The organism is Lysinibacillus sp. A1, from assembly GCF_000801965.1.
GTDB classification, from domain to species: domain Bacteria; phylum Bacillota; class Bacilli; order Bacillales_A; family Planococcaceae; genus Lysinibacillus; species Lysinibacillus fusiformis.
This window is the reverse complement of record NZ_JSZM01000020.1, coordinates 1-24,096: the sequence shown is the minus strand read 5'-3', so window position 1 is coordinate 24,096 and position 24,096 is coordinate 1. Positions and strand designations below refer to the sequence as shown.

Genomic DNA, 24,096 nt, shown 5'->3' with positions numbered 1-24,096 from the left:
AAAAAAGCTGTCGCAGATGCCGTGAAAACGACTGTTGCGACAGCTGTAATGTTAGTTTGTAGTTTCCTCAGTCTTATCAGCTGTACCTAAAAGAAGCTCTTTCGCTTTTAACAACTGAGGATCATCAGCTTTCATTTTTGCACGTAAAGCATCCATTAATGCATACGTTGTGTTTCCTGTTAAAACACCTGTCTCTTCAAGATTATTCGCAGCCTGCAATTGTTCTACTGCATGCGCTGTATTGTCATCGAAAAGACCATCTATTTCACCAGGCTCGTACCCTAATACTTGGAGCATTTCTTCTGCAGCCTTCACAGAGTCTGATTGCATACCTGCCTTCATTTCTATAGAAGCATTCAAGTATGGTAATGACGCATATGTTGGGTAAGCGACCTTGACATCAGGAGTAATCCCTTTTTCATTAATCCAGTTACCTTTCGGCGTTAACCATTTACCAGTAGTAAACTTCAGATTAGAGCCGTCTTTTAACGGAGTCACATTTTGGACTGTGCCTTTACCGAAGGATGTTTCACCAACAACCTTTGCACCAACAGATTCTTTTAAAGCACCAGCTAAAATTTCGGAGGCAGAAGCACTACCACCATCAACTAGAACTGTAATTGGTAGGTTATATTTTTTACCAGCAATCGCATTTGTGACTTCTGGTTCTGCATCCTTTTCTTGTACCTGTACAATGGCCTTGCCTTCTGGAACGAATAGATTAGAAATATCCACTGCAGCCTTTAAGTAGCCACCTGGATTTTGACGTAAATCTAAAACAATCCCCTTCATGCCTTTGCCTTCGTACTCCACGAGGATTTTTTCAAGCTCTTGGGCAGTTTGTTCACTAAACGATGTAATTTGAATATGAGCAATATTGCCATCAAGCATTTCACCATAAACAGTTTCTACTGGAATTTCATCACGAACAATTGTCATTTGAATAGGCTCCGTATTGTCGCCACGTTTCACTGATAATTTCACAGGCGTTCCCTTTTCGCCGCGAATTAACGCTACTGCTTCTGTAGCACTGAAACCTTGAATGCTTTTCCCATCAACTGTTAAGATGATATCTTTTGGTAATAAGCCTGCCTTCTCAGCAGGGGAATTTTTAATCGGTGACACAACTGTAATATAACCATTACGCTCTTGAATTTCTGCACCAATTCCTTGGAAGCTTGAAGATAAACCAGAGTTAAATTGGTCTGCTTCTTCCTTCACCATAAAATCAGAGTACGGGTCTCCTAAAGCGTCGAACATGCCATTAATAGCACCATCGACAACCTTTTCATCTTCAATATCTTTGTAATAGTTATTTTTTAGTAAATCAAATGCTTCATATAATTTCGTAAATTCCTCACGTTCTACAGGAACTTTTACTTCTACTACTTTCTTATCACCAAATGTTAACGCAAAAATCGTTAAACCGGCAGTAATAAGAATTGTAAAGAACATTAGCATGATGAATTTAAACGGTTTTAATTGTATAAATTGTCCTGCCGGCTTAATTTCAGCAGGTGTTGGCTCTTGCTGCTGTTCCGTACTTTCATTTTTCTGTTCATCCATCTTGATTGTCACCACTCTCATATACACTAACTTGTTGTCACACTATTACCATCTTAACAGGTTATACAGAAGACGAAAAGAAAAAGACTGTCGAAATTTTATGACAGACCTTGTCTGATCCTGCTTCCTAGCATCTCGCATCCAAATGCTTATGGACCCATCATTCCCTATAGAAGCTTAAGGTATATAATGGTACTGCCTTCTAATTTTACTCATTTCCTAGTAGCAGTCAACTAAAAATTCAATTGAATCATAGAAATACTATAAAAATATAACGTGCCAGTGACTGAAAAAGTTTCAAATCATGGTAATTTTTTTACACAGGTTCTTCTAATAGGGTTTGAAGCTTTTTATAAACAGAATGAACCGTTAATCGGTGAAAGGAAATAAGTTGTCCTTTATAGATGACAGAGAAGATACCATAGGGTGTCGGTGATTTCTCCATTAACTCGTCACGGCTTTGGATTTCGACTAAATCTACTGAAATATCTAGCTTGCTGGCAGCGGCTAAAATGTTCTCCGTTGCGACTTCTACATATGGACATTGAAAAGATCGAAGAATCGTCAAGTTGTGATAGCCTGTTAAACGTTCATGCCAATTTTCAGGAAAATAAGGTAACTCTACATCTTCACTAAATGGGTAAACCAATAATTCGAAATCAAAAGGTGCAGTGGCGACTAGTTGGAATTGGTGCTGTAAAAATAAAGCCTTGCTTGGGGTCCACGATGTCTGATCATTAGTTAGCACCGCGACTCCTTTTTTACCCCGTTGTTTTGCATCATCTATGCACTTTTGCAATAATTGTGTACCGTATCCCTTTCCAACAGCGCTAACCCATAAACAATGAATCATTATATAGCCTTCTGCATGTACAACCCTAGAGGAATATTCTGCGTCAGTATATTCTATAAAGCCCACTTGTTGATGATCTTCTACTAACTGCACATAACGTAAGCCCTTTTCAAATTATTGATGTAGCCAGTTATTTTTACCTTTATAGCCTCCACTGCCTCCACTTTTTTTCTTGCTCCTTAAACAAAAACTGCCTATCCCCTCCAACAATTGTCCATCCATTTCAACAATCTCTATATGTGTCAATGGCCGCCCCTTCAATATTTAGTTGTTCTGCTAATTTTATCATTTCTTATGAATCATTTAAATCGTTCTCCTTTTCTCTTCCTCCCGCATATGATGCAAGTAATGACAAACATAAGGAGGAAGGATAATGGGGAGAAATAATAAGCCCGATCAAAACAATGATTCCTTGGAAATTTATGCAGCTAAGTTATCTTATATCGGCACAGCTATCTCAACACTGGGAGATGGCCTCCAAACCATTGCAGCAGGTCTTGCGCTAGAGGCACTTGTCAACGCGAATAAGGATTCTTCTCAAAATAATAATGGTGACAGCCAATCAAACGTGCAAATTGATACTATGCAGAAGCAAATTGATTATTTAATTGGTGAGCTGAAGCACATCAAAAAAATGCTGAAATAACCTTTACATAAAGAGAAAGCGTAATAAACAGTCGTGTTGAAAGAAGGCTCTCAACACTACTGTTTTTTTCCATTTTTTTGTGGGCCATCTGTACTTCAAGCAATTCTGAAACGGTCACAAAGCGATAGCCCTGTTTTTCAAGCTCCGGTAAAATTTGCTCTAGCGCCTTTACAGTTTGTGCTCGGTTCCCTCCACCATCATGAAATAACACAATATTACCTGCCTTTACACCTTTTAAGACAGTATTCACAATTCGATGAACGCCTGGGCTCTTCCAGTCAAGCGTATCCAAATGCCATGACCACATCACCACTTTATAGCCCTCTTTCGCGATCGCATCGATCATCGCATCTGAGAACTGCCCTTCTACCGGACGGAATAAAGTCGGTTTAAAGCCGGTAATACTATAAAGGGTCTCATTCGTTTGATCAATTTCCTTCATCAAATTCGTTACATTTGTTTTTAAAGGATGGGTATACGTATGGTTGGCCAATTCATGCCCTTCATCGTACATTCTCGAAATAAGCTCAGGATTTTTTTCTGCATTTTGTCCAACAATGAAGAATGTGGCTTTTGCTTGATATTTATCCAAAACATCGAGAACATCCGCTGTGTACGTGCGATGTGGGCCATCATCAAAGGTGAGTGCGATGATTTTCTCCTCCGTTTTGATTTCCCAAAGTATTTGTCCAGCCTCTTCATAATACTTTCTGCCTTTATTGTCATAAGAGCTCGCCTTGACATAGAAAAATGACACTGTGATCAAACAAAGAGGCAGTAGAAACAGTAATAATTTTTTCAAATCTTCACGTCCCCAAATATTTTTTCGTACTTTATTATTTGAGGATTTCGCAAAAAAATGCTTATGTTTCGATAAATATTATAAGTGCTTTTTCACATGATACTCTAGGTGATCGAGATAATCCTGAACGAGCCATTTGAGTGTCACCTCTTGCTGTTGACCCATTTCACATGGACGAGATAATGCCTGTTCTGAGAGATTTTCCAATACCACCACTATTTTTTTGTTTAAGCTCGTCCATAATAATAAGATTTCTTCTATAGGCATTTTTTGATAACCCTGTAGCTCGACCCATTGAACTTGGTCGTATGTAGACACTACATATGGTGAAACGTCGTATTGAATCTTTATAAATCGTTCAAGGTTGATGAGGGCCGAATCGCATAAATGACCTAAGCATTCTTTTTTAGACCATTTATTTTGAGCAGTGCGTTCTGTCATTTCTGTTTCAGTCATAATGTGAAACATTTCGGGGATTTTCAGCAACCAATAACGTAATGATTCAATGATGTTCGGCATAATGATCATCTCCTGTTTGATAAATGGTCACGTAATAATCTACTAACGCTATCACAGCCTGCACTCGTTTATGTTCTTTTTCAATTTTATAGGAAATAAAGAGAATCGTGACATTCAAACTCAATATCGCCAATGCCACAATTTGGACAAGAGAATGTCCCATCATCAATTGGCTATTCACAGCGGCAGCAATCAACGTAAACACGGACAAAATGACCCCACTTAAAGTGATGAAAATAGGCTTTAAACGCATAATTTCCTCCGCCTGCTGCCTTAACATACGGATGATAAAGCGTAGCTCCTGTGTTGTATATTGTTGCTGAAAAATAACAAAATAGGACTGATAAATATCTTGGTGAAGCTTCTTATGGAGAATTTGTTTATGCATTTTTTGTACAAATCGATCACAAAAATCATTATCTAATGCTTCCTCCGGCCGTAACCGCTTTTCATTACATTCTACTATAGCGACCCTCAATCCCCCTCCTTCGGTCATAATGATTACTATTATATGAAAGAAAATTAGGGGTGTAGTACGCCTTAAAGCAAGTCTTTATCTATTTTTACGCTAAAATGGCGTTAACACCGTCTATTGAGCAAATTTCTTAATTGCCAAACGCGAACACAAGCTCCATTTCACACACCATTTCTCCATCAACCGTCGCAATTCCCTTCCCTTTACCGATTGAGCCTTTTACACGTGTAATTTCTACTTCAAGACGTAATTGATCTCCAGGCTTCACTTGTTTTTTAAAACGACATTGATCTATGCCTGCTAGCAATCCCAGTCTTCCCTCATTGCCTTCCTTCGTTAGCATGATGACCGCGCTAACTTGTGCTAATGCTTCCACTATCAGCACACCTGGCATCACAGGATATTGGGGAAAATGACCGTTAAAAAACTCCTCATTGATCGTCACATTTTTAAGACCTACTGCACGTTTTCCTTCCTCCAATTCTTCAATCCGATCCACCAAAAGGAATGGATAACGATGTGGTAAAATTTCTTGTATTTGTTGACTAGTTAACATGCGGATACCTCCAAATTTTTAATGATCTCATTCTATCATTAAATACTATTAGTTGGTACTAAAAAATACCCTAAACTATACAGCGAATCATCCATTCAAATCTTCTATATTATCCGTTTATTATTTTCTGAATATTTTTTCATTCTTTTTTCAATATTTCTTTATCGACAGCTCTATAGTAGCTAGAATATAATATGTCATGCATTCACCCTAGAATGATTAGTTTATTAGAATAGGATGGTAAGCATGTTATCTTTTATCGCAATAGTTCTTTTATTATTTTTAATTCCAGGACCTGCAGTCATTATCACCATTACACAAACGTTAAAAAGTGGTAAAAAGAATGGCATTTATACAGCATTAGGTATCGGTCTAGGCGACTTAGTCCATACTCTGGCAGCTGTTTTAGGGCTATCTGCTATTTTAATGAAATCTGCCACAGCCTTTGAAGTAGTGAAATATATAGGTGTAGCTTATCTTGTATATTTAGGAATACAAATGCTCGTAACAAAGCCGAAGAAAATTGAACAGCCTACTGTGGAACAAAGCCCAGCGAGTACTTCATTCCGCCAAGGCTTTTTAGCCGAAATATTAAATCCGAAGACGGCATTATTTTTCCTTGCCTTTTTACCGCAATTTATCCAGCATAATGAGACATCTGTGACAGTTCAACTGCTGACACTTGGCATTACATTTGTTGTCATGAGTGCGTTGTATACTATTTTACTTGCTGTTGTAACAAGCTTTATCGGAGAAAAAATGTTTACGAAAACAAGTGGAAGCTCCTTTTGGCTTGAGAAAACGGTTGGCTTTGTCTATATCGGTCTAGGTGTCAGATTAGCCCTCCAAACACAAAGCAAATAAATGACGAGAAGAACCCAAATTGGAGTTCTTCTTTTTTTTGGAGGAAAATTGGTGGCAATAGCTAATACATACTAAAAGGAGGTTTTACAATGAATCATCGTCAAGAAAATTTATTTCAACAACTACAGCATTATCGAAGCGAGTTACTACAAATACTAGATCAACTAACAGAGGAAAAGGCCAATATCATTCCGACTGGCTTCCATAATAATATCCGCTGGAATATGGGCCATTTATATCTCGATCAATATTTATGGATAGAGGCTCTAACAAAAGACAAACATAAAGAACTAGACCATTTCACCAACTGGTTTGGATTCGGTACCTCACCTGATCATTTTGATGAAAAAACCCCATCTTTTGACGCATTAAAAATATTATTGGCCCAGCAGCCTGAGCAGCTAAAGGAACAATATGGTCATCGTTTAATGGAAGAATTCCCTCCCATTGAGATGGGCATGCAAACTATAGAACAAGTACTACTGCGAACTATTTTCCATGAGGGCATGCATGTGCAGGCAATCTTAACGATTCATCGGATACTTAACGAGTCTTAGTCAATAGCTTTTTAAATTGATCATGAATAAAACCAATATTCTATCCACCTTTCAGCTAAAAACCAGGGGATTTTTATGTAAAATATAACAAGCTTATAGATCAAAGTAATCTATAAGCTGTGACGCCTTTTACTGTTTCGGTGTATTCGCTGTTAAAGGATTTGCATTAGCTACTAATTGAACAGGTGTTGTCGTTTGTTGGTAGCTATCCTTCTGTCCTTGATTGGATTTCCCGTAGCCTTTCATCGCAGCAAACAATGCTGCACCAACTATGCCCCATGTTAAATATTTCACAAAAAAACCTCCTTTCATGGTTAGTATTCGATTTCAAAACCGGTTTATACACTGTAAAAAAATAATAAATAGTAATCTATTATAATCCTATTAGAATTTTATGGTAAAATAAGGTCGTAAAAATAAAGGAGGGTAACAACCATGAAAAAAATCTTCGCAGGCTTATTATTAACATCTGTATTATGGACAGCTTCCCCCGCTGACGCAGCAACACCTCAACTGAAGATTGACGAGGTTGTCGTGAAAACCGATGCAGCGCCTGAGGTCAAAAACAATCGAACAATGGTACCTTTGCGTGTAATTAGTGAAAATTTAGGTGCGCAAGTACAATGGAAGGATTCACAAATTACCCTTTCAACGAACCAATCAACCGTTATTTTAACTTTAAACAGTCAGACTGTTATTCAAAACGGCCAAGCTGAACAATTGGATACAACACCATATCTTAAAAATAATCGTACCTACGTTCCAATCCGTTTTATTGCTGAAACTTTCGGCAGTCAAGTCGATTACAAACAAAGTACGGTTAATATTGCGACAAAGCCCCTATTCATTAACAATCAAAAAATAAAGACTCTTCACTACGAATATCACATGACGATGGGTGGAGTTATTCAAGAAGTTAAGGGACATAGCTATCACCACGCTATGTACAAAATTTTTCTGCAAAAAGGAGATAAAGTAGAAGCGCCTAAAGACTATTCTTGGCAATTAAATCTGGACATACCTGGTTCCTATTATAAGCTTGGACAATATGATTTCTTAAACGCTGACAATAAAAGTGTTCAGCAGTTCGATACGTATTCATTAAACCAAGCATTCCCTGATGAACTATTAAAAGGTTATCCTACGCTTCTTCTCCATGATGTTTATCATGATAGCTGGTATATATTCTCAGATAATAAAATGCAGTCTATTCAACAGCTTATGAATGCCGCAACTAACAACGGTTTTAACAAAATTATTAGCAATACCGTTCTTTAAAAAATAACAGTAAACTAAACATATTCTGTATGAAAATGTGCAAAATATTCATATCAACGTTTTATGGATGGAGGTTTGCCTCATGCAGAAGTTACTGTCATTTAGTTTGGTATTAATATTACTATTTGTTTTAGCAGCCTGTTCATCGGAAGAAGCGCCGCCAAGCGAAGAAGCTGAAGCTAAAGAACAAACCGTAAATGCACAACCAAAAGAAACCCTTGATTTATTAGAGAATGACCGAGGTTTAGCCATACATGAATAAATAGAAAAGCGTGTTTTGAATAGACTCAAAACACGCTTTCATCATGAATTATTTTTGGATAATCTGAATAAGGTTGCCACAAGTATCATCCAAGACAGCTATTGTGACGGCCCCCATTTTTGTTGGCGTCATCGTAAATTCTACGCCTTTTTCTAATAATTGCTTGTACTCCTCATGAATATTTGCAACACCAAACATTGTTGCAGGAATACCTTCAGCGAATATTCTCTTTTGATAATCCTTTGCGGCAGGGTGCTCATCCGGCTCTAGTAAAAGCTCAGTTCCACCTTGCTCATCTGGCGATACAAGCGTCAGCCATCTATGCTTTCCTAATGGTACATCTTCCTTTTTAACAAATCCAAGCTTTTCTGTATAAAATGACAATGCCTTTGCTTGGTCTGTTACAAATATACTGTTCACGATAATGTTCATTTGAATAGCCTCCTCTGTTAGTTGCACAAAATGCTTGCACGCCCTACTGTATGATGTTCAAAAAACTACTCTACCCACCCCTTCAATAAATCTTTAAGTGGTTCATTGTTAAACATAACAACTCGATATTTCCCTTTCCGCTTGGATGTGACAAGCCCTGCCCCCTCCAAAACAGCAAGATGTTTAGCAATTGCTTGTCTCGTTATGGAAAGCTCGTACTTCATCAGTAGACGAACCGTTAACTCATATAAAGTCATCTCATTTTGTTCACATAGCTCGTCTATTATAAGTCTCCGAGTCGAGTCTGCAAGTGCTTTAAATATAGCGTCTTTGTCCCATTTCATAAACCGATTATAGGCAACTTTTCGGTTGCGTGTCAAGTATAAGCAACCTATCAGTTGCCTATAAGTAAAAACAAAGCAGTTTTAAATAAATATATTTCTGTAAATATATAATAATAAAAAACACAGCAAGCTTGAGTAGGACACTCACACTTGCTGTGTTTTTTATAAGGGTAACACCGTGGAATATTTGATTTCTCGTAAGGATAAATTTGTTTGAATTCTAGAGATGCCTAACTTATTTAATTTCCGAATAAATTGATTTAATTCTTGACGATCTCGGATAACGATTTTTAATAAATAATCATAGGCACCTGTTAAACAATGACATTCCAATATTTCTGTCATCGTTTGTAGGCTTGTTTCCAATTCCTCTATTTCCTTCGCTTGATGGATATCCGTACTCATAAAAACATAACACAGTAAATCAAATCCTAGTTTTTCCTGATTTAAAATAGCGACTTGCTGATCGATATAGCCTTCGCTTTCCATTCGTTTAACTCTTGTATGAGTCGCTGGTGGCGATAAGTTGACACGTCTCGCCAATTCAGCATTACTAATATGAACCTCTCGCTGCAAAATATCTAAAATTTGAAGATCCGTCCTGTCTAGTTCTTTATTTTTGCTATCCTCCATTGATATCTCCCCTTTTGATTATTTTTTATGACGTATCTACAGAGTCTATATTACGAAGATTATTCTAAAAAAATCCTATATACTTTATTTTATTTCAAATTTAATCAATTTCACAAAATATTATACAGCCAAATCACTGTTAATGCTATGATTCTTAATATACATAAAGTTAAGAGGGGTGTTACGAGCTTTGGTTAAATTGTATATGGGTCTAATGCTTGTCACAAGTTTCCTGTGGGGAGGGAATTTTGTTGTAGCCAAGACGCTTGTTGCCCATGCTTCTCCTATGACATTGACTACAGTCAGATGGTTCATTGCCATCATTGTCCTTGTCCCTTTGGTTTGGTGGAAAGAAAAAAAATTAGTTCCCCCTAAACAAGCGATTGTCCCGTTACTTTTAATGGGTGTTACAGGGGTTGCTCTCTTTAATATTTTTCAGTTTCTAGCATTAGAGCGTACGACCTCTACTAATGCTGGGCTTATTTCTACGATGAATACAATATCCATTGCCCTTTTTTCGTTTGTCTTGCTGAAGGAAAAAATAACGAAATGGCAGTTATCGGCAATGGTTTTATCATTGTTCGGGGTAGTTCTCGTTCTTTCAAAAGGAAATTGGCAGCTGTTGCTGGATTTTCAATTGAATACAGGCGATTTATGGATGCTGGCAGCTGTGTGCGTTTGGGGTCTGTATTCCGTATGTAGTAAATGGGCTATGCAAACAGCCTCCCCATTAATGGCTACTTTGTATGCCGGGATATTTGGTGTGCTACTACTCCTACCATTCACGAGCACAGACTTTACCTTCACGAATGTCAATACATCTTTCATTCTTTCCATGCTATATACTGGTATTATTTCCACGGTTGTTTGCATGGTATTTTGGAATATAGGTGTACAGAAATTAGGGGCGACAACATCGGGGATTTTTTTAAACTTCAATCCCATTTTCACTGCCCTTCTCGCCTATTTATTTATTGGGGAAAATATGTCTTGGCTCCAGGGAATTGGTGGACTTATCGTCATTATGGGTTGCTATCTATTTACCCATTTTAAAACAAAAGCTCCGCAGGCTATACTATAAAGAAAAGAAGCATGGCACACAGACGTGTCATGCTTCTTGTTTTACGGGCTTCTTCACAAGAACTACAAAAGAAACAGATGTTCCTTCATGTAGCTTACTCGTAATAGTCAATCCTTGCCCATAATGCTGTTGAAGGCGAAGATGGGTATTCATTAAACCAATGCTTTTGTGCGGCTGTTGGTTTGTTTGAAGTAACTGGGACAAACGTAGTTCATCCATGCCAACACCATTGTCCGAAACTGTAATTTCAAGTTGTGATTCACTTTCAAAAATCCGAATATGGATCGTTCCCCCTTCTGTCCGTTTTAAAATACCATGCTGTAGGGCATTTTCAACTAAGGGCTGAATAGTTAATGAAGGGATGAGCACATCGGTAGATGCCTCTAAATCCCATTTAACGTGAATACGATCGCCGAAGCGCTCCTGCTGAATATAGAGATAAGCTTGAATTAACGTAAGTTCATTTTCTAATGGCACAAGTGCTTCAACATTTTGAAAATTATAGGATTCTCTTAAAAAATCACTGAGTGCCTCTACTGATCTACTTGTTCGTTCACTATCCATTTCACTCAATGTTAAAATGGCATTTAACGTGTTAAAAAGAAAATGAGGCTCAATTTGTGCCTGCAGCCAGGCAGCCTCCATACGATGACGCTCTTGAATGGATCGCTTCACCTTTATTAATGCCGCTACTCGTGATCGTAGCTCTAGTGCATCGACAGGCTTAGTCACATAATCATTCGCACCTGCTAAAAAACCTTTTTCAAGATCCTGGGGTTGACTACGCGCTGTCAGCAATAATACAGGTAAATCGGTGATGGCGAATTGCTTCCGAATGAGACGCACTAATTCATACCCTGACATTTTGGGCATCATCACATCTGAAATAACTAAATCCCAGTCGTGTGACTGAATACATTCTAGCGCTTCTATACCACTTGTCACCGTAACAATGTCATATTGTTCATTTGCTAAAATTGTCTCCACTACTCGCAAATTAATAGGCTCATCATCTACTACTAAAATACGCGGATGATTCCACTCCGCACTTCGATTGTCCTCCAATTCTGCTTGTAAACTTGTTGTGCGCTCTGAACTACTGCTAACGTCCTGTCGTACCATTTCAAGTGGTACTTGGACGTTTGATTCATCCGCTAAGGGCAATGTAAAGCTAAAGGTAGAGCCTTGTCCTACAACGGATTTCACTTCCAATGTCCCACCATGCAATTCAATGAGCCGCTTACAGATGTTAAGCCCTAACCCAAACCCTCCTTCTACCATCGTTTTACTGATCGTACCTTGCTCATATGGTTCAAATATTCGACGCATGGTTTCATCGTCCACCCCGATACCTGTATCTGTAATGACGATATTTGCCATCCCATTGCGCGTAAAACTCGAAATCGTAATCGACCCTTCATTCGTAAATTTCACAGCATTATGCACTAAATTAAAGACTATTTGGATCACACGATTTTCATCAGCGAGTACTCTTTGAAAATCCTCTGGTATTTTCAGGACGAACTGAACAGGCTTCCCTTCAATCATAAAGCGCAGCATATCAAATACACCTACTACAATAGAATGGACGGAAACCATACTTATTTGTAATTTTTGTGTATTGTCTTTCAAGCGCATGACATCCAGCAAATCATTTAACAACAAAGACATTCGATTCCCAACGGACAGGAGAGTTTCTAAATCATTCACACTTTTTGTAGTTAACGTCTTGGCTTCACGATCAAGTACTGCTTTAGACATATTGATAATGCTATGAAGTGGATTACGTAATTCATGAGAGGTACTTGCCAAAAATTCATCCTTGATTTTATCAGTCTCTTGCAGTTTATGAGCAAGCTCCTTCGTATCGGTATGTACCTTTGCATAATCTTTAAACCACAATGTGGCTAAACAGGCAATTGTCACAATCAAATCAAAAGGATAAGAAATGATTTTTATTCCTGTAATCAGCAGCATAACATCCCAAATGATACTATTCACAAAGGCCACTAATCCTAATAAAATAAAAACATTTCTGCGAATATCCTTTATGGATTTTCCAATCATTAAGATTAAAGTAATAACGATTGGAGCTCCTAGAATAACAATATAAAAAGCTTGCATGGAAACAAGATAACGTATAGGTAACGTAAAGGCTAATAGGATCGCTACCATGCTGAAAAAAGTGTACATACGTCTATAGAGCTGTAAATTTGGCGGTAGCCAGTGTTCTATACATTGCAGTAATGAATAGCCAATGCCCACCATAGAAAGATGGACTAATATAAAACCCCAATCATAATTTATGGGAAACCAAAATGAAAGAAGTTTATCATCACTTCCTAATAAATAATAAAACATAATACTTACGGTTAAGATCGAAAAGAATAGTAAGCGTTTATCTTTATTTCCAACTAAATAGAGAATAACAGAGTAGATGGCATGCAAGACTAAAACAACTGCCACTAATAGTTGCATTGTGACGGACAATTGTGTCTCCCGATTGATCACATCTTCTTGTCCAAATTTAATAGAACGGACAATTCCCCCATTACGAGGATCCTGAAAGTTGGCTACTTGAATAATCAGTTCGATTTCACTTTCACCATTTGTCTCGAATGAGGCTGTAAACGGTACATTTTTAGCCACCGTTTGTGCTCGATTTTCACCTAGCTCACCTGATTTCGCAATTAAGCGATCGTTCACATATATTTCTGCGGCACTGCGAATACTTGGCACCCTTATACTAAAGGTTTTTGTCTCATCTGGATGAACCAGAATTTTTAGTCGATAAGAGCCATATCCAAATGGGCTTTGCTCCCCTTCCTGAAAAACTTTGTCCCACCCATCCGGGACTTGTATGTAGGTCTGGTTGGAAGAATGACTATCCATCAACCATTGCGATGGATAGAAGGACCATTCGCCATCAAGAGTTATTGCACTTTGTTGAAAATCAAAATTCCGGACATCCATCTGCCCTTTCATTGCATATGGTTGATCGGGCTGCGTAAATGATTGAAGCCATAAAATACGAGTACCTGTTAAACAGACTATAAACAATATAATGATGATAGCGATTTTTCTATGTTTCATAGTGAATGATCATAACACCTCCTCCTTCTAAAAGTAATCCCATAACCTCCTATTCTACCAAGTCTACTTAAACAGAATCTGAACAATCTAGTTTCCCCCAAAAAAACAAGACAGTCTAGTGACTATCTTGATTTCCCTTACCTATTATCATTTCTGCGGTGGAATGATGCCTGTAACAAGTAAGATAAAGAATACCAAACCTATTAGTACGAATATAAGTGATGCTATAAACACAGGACCCGCTTTAAACTGAAATCGGTCTCGTTCCTGGATAATGCCTGTTACGGCTCCAGATTGAGCTGCAAAGAATCTTGACATAGCTCCACCACTACTTGTAAAGTAGAGCGTTCCTAATGTAAAGGCAGCCCCTGTGAAAAACATGACTTCTATAAACCTGACAGAAAATACGGAGGCAATCCAATAAGTTAGGGCAAATTCTACAATAAATGCAATAACCATCATCATATAATGTTTTCGGTTCATTTTAAAACCCCCTTCTTTCTTTATGTACGCATCCATTTGGTAAAAGTTTCATTTTTCTAAAAATACTGTATATTTACATCTCCATTTACATTCGCAGATGATAAGCAAGATTAGGGCGATGAGTGTTATGAGCATCCATATACAATGCCTTCCTCATTTAAGTGGCTTGCCAAACGTGCATGAAGAGGACATGCCTAAAGATGCGTTACATCAGCAAGTGGTTGATTTTTATGTACCTGCATTTGAAATTACATTATTAGTAATTGGCGAACTTTGCTTTTCCCAATCAGTGGGTCCCTCATTAGGTTCTATATACTTTCGGCAATACTCCCCGCTTTGCTTATCCAATATAATGATATTACTATCGTTTGGCGAGATTAACTCAAACCTGAATTGTTCTTTCTTCGTTTATCGACTTGTTCGGATGTGAAAGACAGAAAAAAATAATAAAAAGAGTATATACATTAAAAGACTAAGGAATAAAAGATATATACATTTATGTTTGAGCGCTTATAGGGCCAATGTATATATTCGAGGCTGTTATTGTATTGCACAGTCTACTATTTCCTTATAAAGAATGTTCCATTTGTGATAATAAGAGGCTATATCATTGGGATTGACAAACATCCGTTGAGCAGATTCAAATTTGCCTTCAAAAGGGAGCAAATTTGTTATAGACATTTTGTAGAATAGTTGATAACCAATTTTAGGATAGGGACTGCTTTCTGTCCATAATGGATTTTCATGATGGTCAACGATGATGTGTCCTAACAACTCACATTCTCCTTCCACATAACCCTCTTCCAGCGCTTCCCTTTTAAAGCAATCTTCTGGTCTTTCACCAGATTCAATATGTCCTCCTGGAAAATCCCATCCTCTTTGATTGACATCTACCAATAATAATTGATCCCCGTGAAAACAAAAGCCATGTACACTTGTTATTAAATGATAGGGGGGCAGTAAGTTATTTTTTTCCCAAGTTAATTTAACTTTTGATTGTCCCCAATTTACATAAGTAGTAGTCATTTTTTTCCTCCGAAAATAATCATCTCTCTTACTTATATTTATTTAATAGTTCTTCTGGAATATGACAATAATCATTTGGACATTTTGCTAGCCTGTCTTGATGCTCTTCTGCACTTCTCACATAATTCGTAAGAGGTAATACTTCAACAACGATCAAATCGTAATCATTTCTCTCTCCAAGAAACGCCTTCGCCTCTAGTAAGTGTTCCGGATTTTCACTATAAACGCCCGTTCTGTATTTCTCACCAACATCCTGTCCTTGTTTATTCAAACTGTAAGGATCAATAATTTCAAAAAAATACCCCATTAATTCCTGGATGGTTACAACGGACGGATTAAATCCTGTTTTGACACATTCAGCATACCCATCGTAATCCCCCTCAAGTGTTTGACTTGTTCCATTGGCCCTTCCTGCCTCTGTAAACTCAATGCCTGGTAAGGTTTTTATAAAAGCTTGTACTCCCCATAAACAACCACCTGCAAAATATACTACTTCCATCCCTATTCACCTCTTTGTTTAATGACACAAATCATACGGACTATCTACTTCCTCCGGATATTATTGTAAGAAATTTCTAAATACTTATTCCATACTATCATGAAAATCGATCAAATTACAGGCTATCTTCTCTCTAAACACAAAAAGACCAGGGTGCTCACCTTACTGGGAGCCCTGGTCTTTTTGTGAAAAGTGAAACTTACTAGTTTGCTTTAGTTTTTGTATCCTACTAGTACAGTAGTCGTGTTCACGATGAAAAAGTTACAGCTTATTTATAAAATTTTTTAAATCTTTTGGATAACCCCTTTAAATGATTCCTCCAAGGCAAGCGATAAGAATAAATCACAAGACATAGTCCAGAGCATCCAGCATACTTTTAGAATATGTAGATTCCTACATGCTGCTTGTACATACTCCTCCCCCGTACATGCATATTTCATGATCCTTCATTTGCATATTCAATATACATAATGCGGCTCCATACAACGATACGATTCATCCAGAAAAGCAGGGTAAACCTAGGCTCACAAAACATGCACTAAAACCTTCCATTTGTCTTGCGTAATATTGCTTGGCCAATATCATACAGGTTAACTCCACTAATTTTTGGATTGACTTATGAAGTCGCTAATGCTAAATTTACTAAAGCAGTAATTTAGTAAATTACTAAATCCAAATGATAAGGAGTTTTTTTAACATGAACATCCCAACACATTTAAAACATAAACCTGTAATTGTTGCCGAAAACTATGCCAATATTGATGGGCGTACAGCATATCAAACTGATGCTCAAGGTCTTTCTCTTGGTTTAGCACAGTGGAATGACAGAGGAAAAGTGGATATTTCTGCGAAAGTTTGGCGCCATACGGGTGGCAAATGGTCTCGTCAATCAGAAGAACTTCCCCTACATCGTGTGCTCGACCTTGCTATTTTAGTATGTGAGGCGCAACTTCATTTTAAAGAGGCCTATCGCTTCGAGCATTTATATGATGAAGAAAACCCTGTGATTAAGCGTGTAGGCTTACAGGGAGATGCCATGACTGTGGAAGTTTGCACAGAAAATGAACAAATCCATGAAGATATTCAACTTTTTCAACAAGCGTTAAATAATGATGGTGAGCTAATTGGTGAACGACTGCGCACATTGTCACGAATCTTAAAAGAAATGGGTTATTAAAACTCAAGAGGAACCTATTGATGAATGCACAAATGTTACAAGATGATCAACAACTTAAGAAAGCCTTTTTTAATTTTTTAATTCCTGTTATGTTGGCAAATGTCCTGCAATCCGTTGGCCAGGTTTTTGCCATGTTTTTAGTGGGGCGTAATTTAGGTGTCGAAGCATTAGCAGCGATTTCAGCCTTTTTCCCATTTTTCTTCTTTTTAATGGCATTTGCCATTGGCATTGGATCAGGTAGCTCCATTTTAGTCGGGCAAACATACGGGGCTGGTAATCATGCTAAAATGAAGGAAGTTGTTGGAGTAACGCTCGCCTTCACAACGATTTTATCCATTGTTGTGGCGATCTTTGGCGGCTTTTTTATTGAGTGGATTTTACGTTTTATGCAAACACCAGCAAATATATTAGACATGAGTATTAGCTATGCCCAAATTTTATTCTTCACACTACCAATTATGTTCTGGTATATGGTATATACTACCTTTATGCGTGGAGTTGGCGATTCAAAAACACCATTTCTATTTTTAGTTATTAGTGTTGTGTTAAATATCGCCTTCCTTCCCCCATTACTGTTCGGTTGGTTTGGCCTGCCGGCATTTGGCTTAAATGGTGCCGCTTATGCATCCGTTTTATCAAACCTAGTCACAATGATCTTGTTATTGGCATATTTGCATAAAACAAAGCATTTACTGCGTTTAGACAAATCTATTTTACAGCATTTTAAATTGAAGAAAGATATTTTAGCTTCTTTGTTAAAGCTAGCGATTCCATCTAGTATTAGTATGGTCGCTATCTCTGTCGCAGAAATTGCAGTCATTGGCTTTGTCAACGTCTATGGCTCCAATGCAACAGCAGCTTACGGCGTTGTTAATCAGGTCGCTAGCTATGCACAGGTACCTGCGATGAGTATTGCCATTGCTACATCTGTATTTGTCGCACAGGCATTAGGCGCAAATTCTACAGAGATGATTAAAAAAATTCGCCAAATGGGTGTCCGTATCAATTATCTTTTAGGAGGCGCCATTATACTGATCATGTATCTATTTGCCGAGCCAATTTTGGCCTTCTTTATTGATTCACATGATACTGTGCTCATTGCCAAAAATTATTTATATATCGCCTTTTGGAGTTATTTAATTTTCGGTCATACACAAACGGTTTCAGCTACGATGCGTGCAACAGGTGTCGTTTTATGGCCGACAATTTTCTTAGTCATTACGATTTGGGTAGTTGAGGTACCATTAGCGTTCCTACTATCTCACCACACTTCACTAGACTTAAATGGTGTATGGTTAGCCTATCCAATTACCTTCTGTGTGCATTTCATTATGCAATATGCCTACTTCAAGCTAGGCTGGCAAAAACGAACATTAAAAGCTATGCTTAACGATTAATGGACTGAGGACATGCAAATAAAGCATGTCCTTTTTTCAATAAATACAAAATGACCAGGTACTCGACAGTGAGCCCTGGTCATTTTGTGAAAAGTGAATTTTACTACTTTGCTTCAGTTTTTTGTATTCTACTAATGGATTAGTCGTATTCCGCTCAAAAAAGTTACACGTAAAATAATAAATTTTTTCATTTTCTTCAATTCATTTTCCCCTAGGTGTATAAACAATCAAAACGTATTAAAATACCCTACATTTTTTTATAAAAACACCAGCTTTTGTCCAAGCTACTATTATAAAATAGCTACTTGAGAGTGGAGAAACGATGAAAACAACCTTCAAATTTATAGTGATGATTTTTCTAACAACCCTGCTCGCAGGTTGCTGGGATATTACAGAGCCACAAAGAATGTACTATATCAATGCAGTCGGTGTTGATTACGTTGATGATGAATATGAGGTCTATTTACAAATTATCAATTTTGCTGATGTCGCAAAATCGGTTCAGCCTAGTTCAAATGCTGAACCTGCTGAAATTGGCCGTGCAAAAGGGAGAACCGTAGAAGAGGCTATCTATAAATTGTATCGATCATCTGACCAACAAATTTTTTGGGGGCATATGAGATATATCATTTTCTCGGAGAGCGCCTTGGAAAATGAGCGATTTATCCCCGTTATTGATACGTTTATTCGTTTTCGAGATACAAGGTATCACATTTGGATGTATTGTACAAAGGATCCAGTGCACGATGTCCTCCTTGTCTCACCAATATTAAAAAATTCACTGTCTTCCTCAAAGCTAAGTAATCCGATTAACCCAACAGAACAGGAAACATTTGTTGAACCAAAAAATTTACGAGAAATCGTTATTGGATTAAATGAGCCTAACCACGAAGTGACAGTACCTTATGTATCCATTAGGAAAGATTGGCAAACGGACGAGGAAAATGTAGAGGAAACCTATTTTTCAGGTGTCGGCATTTTATCGAAAGACGGCTTTAAAGGGTTTGTGAAAGATGAGGCTGCCCGAGGTAATCAATGGATGCATAATTACACAAACCGAGGAGAAATCACCTTTAAATTAAGAACAGATGGTAAAGAAGAGTTAACCGTCAGTATTGATAAATTACAAGTCAAAAAAATACCTGTAGTGAACAAAGAGGAAGTTTATTTTGATGTCGAATTACAACTTCGTGCAACCGTTAATGGCTTTAAAGGAAAAGTTAGCGAAAAAGAACTGAAGAAGCAAATTATCAAAGAAGTGAAAAAGGAAATCCGCCAAACCTATAATGAGGGATTAAAATTAGATGTAGATATTTTCCGATTATCAGAGGTACTTTATCGAGACAACGTCAAAGCATGGAAAAGGTTAGAGACAGATGGAAAAATCCCTTTACAAGAGAATTCTATTCGTAAAATTTCCATTGACGTTTCGCAAATAAATCCAGGGCGCAAAACGTTTTCTGAAATCATCAAAATTAAAAGACCAGATCCCTCTGAATAAAAAAACGCTTGGGAGCCAAGCGTTTTTTCTTATAAACGGAATTTGTCTTGGACCATTTTTGCAACATCTTCCGCACTTAAATTTGTGCTCTCTATCTTTATATAATTGGGAAATTGGATTTCGCCATCGACTGAATTTAATCTGTATTCTTCTATAGAGGTTAACAAGTCCTGTTCAGACCAAGCAAGATCCCTTTTTGAAGGTTTATGCTCAAGTCTATTAGATCCTTTATTGCGCTGAAGTCTCTCCTTTAGAGCAGCCTCAAGTTCTACATAGTACACCATGCCACCTTTGGATTCGAAAAGCTCAGCAACTTGCTTCACATAGTCCCAATCCTCTTGACAATCAAACGCCCAAACATATGTAAAAATCAATCCATCTAAATGACTAGCTGAAACTTCTTCGAATATCTCCTGTCGAAACAAATTGACTAGCCTTTTCCCCTCTTTCGTACCATAGTCAAAAAAATGACTAACCAAATCAATCGTCATATGATTATGAAATAGCTTTAAGCCTGTTATTTTAGCTAATTCCTGCCCGACTGTCATTTTTCCAACAGCTTGAGGACCAAATATAAGAACAAATTTCATTCGTTACCTCCTAGGAAATGCTCTCTGTCATTTTAAGTATAAAATTATGTTTACGGCTAACCAATAGTTGTAAATCATTCTAATCGAGGTGAAAAGTATGGAACATTTCCCACTCATACATACGAATTTTTGGGATGCCATCATTGCCGTCCCATTGGTGATGATTCTAACACAATTGATGAAGAGGCTATGCCATATTAAATCTTTTTGGGTACCCTCCATCGCTTTAGTTATCGGCTTACTCATTTCCGTCTTCATCAGCCATCGCCACAATTTGTTAGCGGGCCTATTTATGGGCTGGTTTTATGGCTATGCGGCCATTGGTAGTTATGCTTCGTTGAAAACCTATAAGCAAAAGAAATTAAAAAGACAAAATCGTTTTTCCACTTAATTTTTGTATAAAATACGCACAGTTCAAGTCTCTTAAATTGAAATTAACGCCTCTTCTATTCCTTTCATAATATCAATGGCTCCACTTGATTTATTGGAACAGATCACAACCTTGAAAGAGGACTCTGGATAATATGCTGAGTGGAAGCAAACCCCAGGATCGTACCCCATAACATGGTATTTCAGAATAGATGATTTGCTATTTTTTTTAATCCATACACCATGTCCATAGCCATTATTTCCACTCGTTTCTACATGTACTGTTAGAAGCTGCTGTGTTAAATCTTCATTTAAAAGTTCAAAATTCATCAGGGCTTGCCATAACTTCGCCATATCACCTACTGTGACAAATGCTCCCCCATCAGAACCACCTTTTACGGGTAATGAGTAAATATTTGTTTTCCATGTACCATCTGGATTGTCGATGTAACCTAAGGCCGTGTTTGACGGCAGAGCATCCAACGAGAAATAGCCTGATTCCGTCATTTTCACTCGATCAAAAATATTTTGTTGAATGTAATCTGAAAAAACCAATCCCGATGTTTGTTCTACAATTAATCCTAATAAAATATAGCCGGCATTGTTGTAATGAAATCTATCGCCTACTTTATATTTCATAGGGCGATTTTGAAATAACGGTAAAAAATCACTCAATGTTCGAAGATGATACATTGGATTTTCGACCCATAACTCTTCAAAATCTTCCATTTCTTCCTCATCAAAATAATCTGGTATGCCAGAAGTATGCGTCAGTAAATGATGAATCGTTATATTCCGATCCAAATGGTCAAAATGATGGTTAAGACATTCATATAATTTCGTGTCAAACGAAAGTTTCTCTTGTTCTATTAGCTGACCAATAGCTATTGCCGTAAAAATCTTACAACCAGAAGCAATTCCAAATCGAGTTTTTGCATGGTTTTTGATTTGCTCAGAACGATTAGCATACCCAAAGCTTTGATTGACTAAGACACCCTTCTCTCGATTCTCCACAAGCACTGTCCCTGAAAAATCAACCTTCTGTTGAATATCCATTATGATTGTATGTAATTTTGTATTCATACAGACTCCCCTAATTTTATTAAATTTTCTAAATAATGACTCTCTCTATTTAACAATATAGATTAGCCAGTATTTTCACAAGTTTTTTTTAGTCTCTAGCCTTGCAATTTTTCATGAATATTCAAATGAGGTACGGAGAAAATAAGAAAAAAGAGGACCTATCATTGTGGATTTCTTTCAAAGTCAAGAATCACTTACTGCCATTCAATGGGTACTTAGAGCAATTGTAGCCTTTTTCTTCTTACTCTTTGCAACAAAAATAATGGGGCAGCGTTCTATTTCACAACTAAGATTATTGGACTTTGCTATGGCCATTACTCTTGGTAATATTATCGCCCATCCCTTATCTGATGAAGGTTTAGGAATGAAGGGTTCCATGATTACCATAACGGTTTTAGTTTTTTTATATCTGATTGGTGTTTTTTTGAGTCTGAAATGGATAACATTTCGACATTTTATCGACGCTCCCCCAATCCCCCTTATTAAAAATGGGAAAATCATATCTAAAAATTTACGTAGAGCTCGAATATCGGTAGATTTTTTATTGACTGAACTAAGAAAGGAAAAAATAGAAGAGGTTCAAAATGTTGCGCTTGCTTTATGGGAACCAGACGGATCAAGCTCTAGTTTTTTGCACACACAACTCCAAACAACTACACGTACAGATTTGAACCTAAAACCTCAGCCCTTTTTTCTACCAATTATTCTTAGTAAAGAAGGAAAAATTGATTATCATGAACTACAAAAAACTAAACATACGGAAGACTGGTTACATGAACAACTAACGACAACTCATAAAGTAAATATAAAAAATATACTCTTAGCAACCATCGATCAACATGACAATTTGCAGATTTTCCTATATTAAATGAGTCTCATTGAATGACACTAAATAGTGGTCAAAATGATAGTTGCAGAAACGCCATTTGAAAAAGCTCCACCAGTTGTAGTCACTTGCACAGAAAGAAGTGTACAACTATTAATTGAATAGTTCGCATTTGCCTTCGCACAACTATTTGGAGTAGTTATTGAACTTGGTCCTGTCACTGTCGCAATAATCCCTGTTGCAGTTGGGGCAGTGAAACCACCATTCGTGCTTATAAATACTTGTGCCGAAGCGATTTGTCCTGCGCTAAGTGAATGATCTCGTATATTCAACGTTAAACTTCGAATAATAGCATTTTCCGGAATAACGATTGAACTCCTCACAAAAGAAGCTGATGAATTGCCTGTTCCTAGAAAATCATTATTACCAACTGATTGATCTGTAGATAAGTATACTTCCATGAGTCCAGAACCACTCGGACCCGTAGAGCCAGTCGTGCCTGTTATACCAGTAACACCCGTAGTCCCCCTTGCTCCAGTTGCCCCCGTAACCCCTGTGATTCCAGTAATACCTGTGGCTCCTTGCAGGCCTGTCGCTCCGGTATTTCCTACTAGTCCTTGGAGACCCGTTGCTCCTGTAATCCCAGTTACCCCCGTATTCCCTGTCACTCCTGTGACACCGGTTGTACCTTGTTGCCCAGTGGCTCCCGTATTTCCTACTAGTCCTTGGAGGCCCGTTGCTCCTGTAATCCCAGTTACCCCAGTATTCCCTGTCACTCCTGTGACACCGGTTGTACCTTGTTGCCCAGTTGCTCCGGTATTTCCTACTAGTCCTTGGAGGCCCGTTGCTCCTGTGATTCCTGTTACCCCAGTATTCCCTGTCACTCCTGTGACACCGGTTGTACCTTGTTGCCCAGTGGCTCCCGTATTTCCTACTAGTCCTTGGAGGCCCGTTGCTCCTGTGATTCCTGTTACCCCAGTATTCCCTGTCACTCCTGTGACACCGGTTGTACCTTGTTGCCCAGTTGCTCCGGTATTTCCTACTAGTCCTTGGAGGCCTGTCGCCCCTGTATTCCCTACTGCCCCTTGAGGTCCTGTCACTCCCTGAATGCCTATGGCTCCTGTTTGGCCAGTAATTCCTTGTAATCCTGTTGCTCCTGTTGATCCTGTTATCCCTTGTGGTCC

At 37.9% G+C, this 24,096-nt stretch carries 28 protein-coding genes and 1 pseudogene; 11 read left to right on the top strand and 18 right to left on the bottom strand.

Annotated features, from left to right (window positions below):
- Positions 1-51: 51 nt before the first annotated feature.
- From PI85_RS16320 to PI85_RS25240, 3 genes are all read right to left on the bottom strand, one after another.
- The gene (locus PI85_RS16320) at positions 52-1,566 is read right to left on the bottom strand and encodes a S41 family peptidase (RefSeq protein ID WP_036125713.1); all 1,515 of its coding nucleotides are present in this window, start codon (positions 1,564-1,566) and stop codon (positions 52-54) included.
- A gap of 316 nt (positions 1,567-1,882) precedes the next feature.
- A complete protein-coding gene (locus PI85_RS16315) occupies positions 1,883-2,512 on the bottom strand; it encodes a GNAT family N-acetyltransferase (RefSeq protein ID WP_325167543.1) in 630 nt (209 codons plus the stop codon).
- 21 nt (positions 2,513-2,533) lie between these two features.
- Positions 2,534-2,665: a hypothetical protein gene (locus PI85_RS25240; RefSeq protein WP_325167544.1), complete on the bottom strand. Its 132-nt coding sequence runs from the start codon at positions 2,663-2,665 to the stop codon at positions 2,534-2,536.
- Positions 2,666-2,792: 127 nt separating this feature from the next.
- On the opposite strand from PI85_RS25240, the gene PI85_RS16310 reads away from it, so the two are divergent.
- The gene (locus PI85_RS16310; RefSeq protein WP_036125710.1) at positions 2,793-3,065 is read left to right on the top strand and encodes a hypothetical protein; all 273 of its coding nucleotides are present in this window, start codon (positions 2,793-2,795) and stop codon (positions 3,063-3,065) included.
- Here PI85_RS16310 and PI85_RS16305 read toward each other — a convergent pair.
- The 4 genes from PI85_RS16305 to fabZ form a co-directional block, all read right to left on the bottom strand.
- A complete protein-coding gene (locus PI85_RS16305; RefSeq protein ID WP_052323541.1) occupies positions 3,046-3,867 on the bottom strand; it encodes a polysaccharide deacetylase family protein in 822 nt (273 codons plus the stop codon). The two genes, PI85_RS16310 and PI85_RS16305, sit on opposite strands and share 20 nt — an antisense overlap.
- Before the next feature lie 78 nt (positions 3,868-3,945).
- Positions 3,946-4,386 (bottom strand): DinB family protein, encoded by a 441-nt coding sequence (locus PI85_RS16300; RefSeq protein WP_036125708.1) that lies wholly within the window; start codon positions 4,384-4,386, stop codon positions 3,946-3,948.
- On the bottom strand, positions 4,370-4,864 hold the full coding sequence (locus tag PI85_RS16295) for a hypothetical protein (protein WP_036125706.1): 495 nt from the start codon (positions 4,862-4,864) through the stop codon (positions 4,370-4,372). The genes PI85_RS16300 and PI85_RS16295 overlap by 17 nt, the downstream gene beginning before the upstream one ends.
- Before the next feature lie 127 nt (positions 4,865-4,991).
- Positions 4,992-5,417, bottom strand: a complete 426-nt coding sequence (gene fabZ, locus PI85_RS16290) for a 3-hydroxyacyl-ACP dehydratase FabZ (RefSeq protein ID WP_008174760.1) — start codon at positions 5,415-5,417, stop codon at positions 4,992-4,994.
- A gap of 246 nt (positions 5,418-5,663) precedes the next feature.
- Here fabZ and PI85_RS16285 point away from each other — a divergent pair, with 246 nt between their 5' ends.
- Both PI85_RS16285 and PI85_RS16280 read left to right on the top strand, forming a co-directional pair.
- Positions 5,664-6,281, top strand: a complete 618-nt coding sequence (locus PI85_RS16285) for a LysE family translocator (protein ID WP_036125703.1) — start codon at positions 5,664-5,666, stop codon at positions 6,279-6,281.
- A gap of 89 nt (positions 6,282-6,370) precedes the next feature.
- On the top strand, positions 6,371-6,838 hold the full coding sequence (locus PI85_RS16280; protein ID WP_036125701.1) for a DinB family protein: 468 nt from the start codon (positions 6,371-6,373) through the stop codon (positions 6,836-6,838).
- A gap of 129 nt (positions 6,839-6,967) precedes the next feature.
- Here the strand turns inward: PI85_RS16280 and PI85_RS24705 are convergent, their stop codons facing one another.
- Positions 6,968-7,132 (bottom strand): hypothetical protein, encoded by a 165-nt coding sequence (locus PI85_RS24705; protein ID WP_164908711.1) that lies wholly within the window; start codon positions 7,130-7,132, stop codon positions 6,968-6,970.
- Between the two features lie 141 nt (positions 7,133-7,273).
- Between PI85_RS24705 and PI85_RS16275 the strand changes: the two genes are divergently transcribed.
- Together PI85_RS16275 and PI85_RS16270 are read left to right on the top strand one after the other, a co-directional pair.
- Positions 7,274-8,116, top strand: coding sequence for a copper amine oxidase N-terminal domain-containing protein (locus tag PI85_RS16275; RefSeq protein ID WP_036125700.1), 843 nt, complete (start codon positions 7,274-7,276; stop codon positions 8,114-8,116).
- 82 nt (positions 8,117-8,198) lie between these two features.
- Complete coding sequence (locus tag PI85_RS16270) at positions 8,199-8,378, top strand: hypothetical protein (RefSeq protein WP_036125698.1); 180 nt, start codon at positions 8,199-8,201, stop codon at positions 8,376-8,378.
- 48 nt (positions 8,379-8,426) lie between these two features.
- Here PI85_RS16270 and PI85_RS16265 read toward each other — a convergent pair whose 3' ends face one another.
- The 3 genes from PI85_RS16265 to PI85_RS16255 form a co-directional block, all read right to left on the bottom strand.
- Positions 8,427-8,810 carry a VOC family protein gene (locus PI85_RS16265; RefSeq protein WP_036125697.1) on the bottom strand — a complete coding sequence of 128 codons (384 nt, stop codon included), beginning with the start codon at positions 8,808-8,810 and terminating at the stop codon, positions 8,427-8,429.
- A 65-nt stretch (positions 8,811-8,875) separates the two neighbouring features.
- On the bottom strand, positions 8,876-9,154 hold the full coding sequence (locus PI85_RS16260) for a metalloregulator ArsR/SmtB family transcription factor (protein ID WP_008174769.1): 279 nt from the start codon (positions 9,152-9,154) through the stop codon (positions 8,876-8,878).
- 162 nt (positions 9,155-9,316) lie between these two features.
- The gene (locus PI85_RS16255; RefSeq protein WP_036125694.1) at positions 9,317-9,787 is read right to left on the bottom strand and encodes an Lrp/AsnC family transcriptional regulator; all 471 of its coding nucleotides are present in this window, start codon (positions 9,785-9,787) and stop codon (positions 9,317-9,319) included.
- Between the two features lie 205 nt (positions 9,788-9,992).
- Here PI85_RS16255 and PI85_RS16250 point away from each other — a divergent pair, with 205 nt between their 5' ends.
- Positions 9,993-10,868 carry a DMT family transporter gene (locus tag PI85_RS16250; RefSeq protein WP_233301146.1) on the top strand — a complete coding sequence of 292 codons (876 nt, stop codon included), beginning with the start codon at positions 9,993-9,995 and terminating at the stop codon, positions 10,866-10,868.
- Positions 10,869-10,895: 27 nt separating this feature from the next.
- Here the strand turns inward: PI85_RS16250 and PI85_RS16245 are convergent, their stop codons facing one another.
- The 4 genes from PI85_RS16245 to PI85_RS16230 form a co-directional block, all read right to left on the bottom strand.
- Positions 10,896-13,961 carry an ATP-binding protein gene (locus PI85_RS16245; protein ID WP_036125690.1) on the bottom strand — a complete coding sequence of 1,022 codons (3,066 nt, stop codon included), beginning with the start codon at positions 13,959-13,961 and terminating at the stop codon, positions 10,896-10,898.
- 147 nt (positions 13,962-14,108) lie between these two features.
- A complete protein-coding gene (locus PI85_RS16240) occupies positions 14,109-14,444 on the bottom strand; it encodes a hypothetical protein (protein WP_036125687.1) in 336 nt (111 codons plus the stop codon).
- Positions 14,445-14,984: 540 nt separating this feature from the next.
- Positions 14,985-15,470 (bottom strand): NUDIX hydrolase, encoded by a 486-nt coding sequence (locus tag PI85_RS16235; RefSeq protein WP_036125685.1) that lies wholly within the window; start codon positions 15,468-15,470, stop codon positions 14,985-14,987.
- A gap of 28 nt (positions 15,471-15,498) precedes the next feature.
- Positions 15,499-15,969, bottom strand: a complete 471-nt coding sequence (locus PI85_RS16230; protein WP_036125683.1) for a peptide-methionine (S)-S-oxide reductase — start codon at positions 15,967-15,969, stop codon at positions 15,499-15,501.
- Positions 15,970-16,666: 697 nt separating this feature from the next.
- On the opposite strand from PI85_RS16230, the gene PI85_RS16225 reads away from it, so the two are divergent.
- The 3 genes from PI85_RS16225 to PI85_RS16215 all read left to right on the top strand — a co-directional run bounded on the left by PI85_RS16225 (position 16,667) and on the right by PI85_RS16215 (position 20,044).
- A complete protein-coding gene (locus PI85_RS16225; RefSeq protein WP_036125681.1) occupies positions 16,667-17,146 on the top strand; it encodes a DUF6530 family protein in 480 nt (159 codons plus the stop codon).
- A 20-nt stretch (positions 17,147-17,166) separates the two neighbouring features.
- Positions 17,167-18,543, top strand: a complete 1,377-nt coding sequence (locus PI85_RS16220) for an MATE family efflux transporter (RefSeq protein ID WP_036125679.1) — start codon at positions 17,167-17,169, stop codon at positions 18,541-18,543.
- Between the two features lie 322 nt (positions 18,544-18,865).
- The gene (locus tag PI85_RS16215) at positions 18,866-20,044 is read left to right on the top strand and encodes a Ger(x)C family spore germination protein (protein ID WP_036125678.1); all 1,179 of its coding nucleotides are present in this window, start codon (positions 18,866-18,868) and stop codon (positions 20,042-20,044) included.
- A gap of 29 nt (positions 20,045-20,073) precedes the next feature.
- On the opposite strand, the gene PI85_RS16210 is transcribed toward PI85_RS16215, so the two are convergent.
- Positions 20,074-20,634, bottom strand: a complete 561-nt coding sequence (locus PI85_RS16210) for an AAA family ATPase (protein WP_036125676.1) — start codon at positions 20,632-20,634, stop codon at positions 20,074-20,076.
- A gap of 97 nt (positions 20,635-20,731) precedes the next feature.
- Here PI85_RS16210 and PI85_RS16205 point away from each other — a divergent pair, with 97 nt between their 5' ends.
- A complete protein-coding gene (locus PI85_RS16205; protein WP_036125674.1) occupies positions 20,732-21,025 on the top strand; it encodes a hypothetical protein in 294 nt (97 codons plus the stop codon).
- 32 nt (positions 21,026-21,057) lie between these two features.
- Here the strand turns inward: PI85_RS16205 and PI85_RS16200 are convergent, their stop codons facing one another.
- Positions 21,058-22,086 (bottom strand): serine hydrolase, encoded by a 1,029-nt coding sequence (locus PI85_RS16200; protein WP_036125672.1) that lies wholly within the window; start codon positions 22,084-22,086, stop codon positions 21,058-21,060.
- A 166-nt stretch (positions 22,087-22,252) separates the two neighbouring features.
- Between PI85_RS16200 and PI85_RS16195 the strand changes: the two genes are divergently transcribed.
- Entirely contained in the window at positions 22,253-22,954 is a 702-nt protein-coding gene (locus PI85_RS16195; protein ID WP_036125670.1) for a DUF421 domain-containing protein, read from the top strand.
- Positions 22,955-22,974: 20 nt separating this feature from the next.
- Here PI85_RS16195 and PI85_RS25175 read toward each other — a convergent pair.
- Positions 22,975-24,096, bottom strand: a pseudogene (locus PI85_RS25175) (collagen-like protein); the annotation flags it as partial.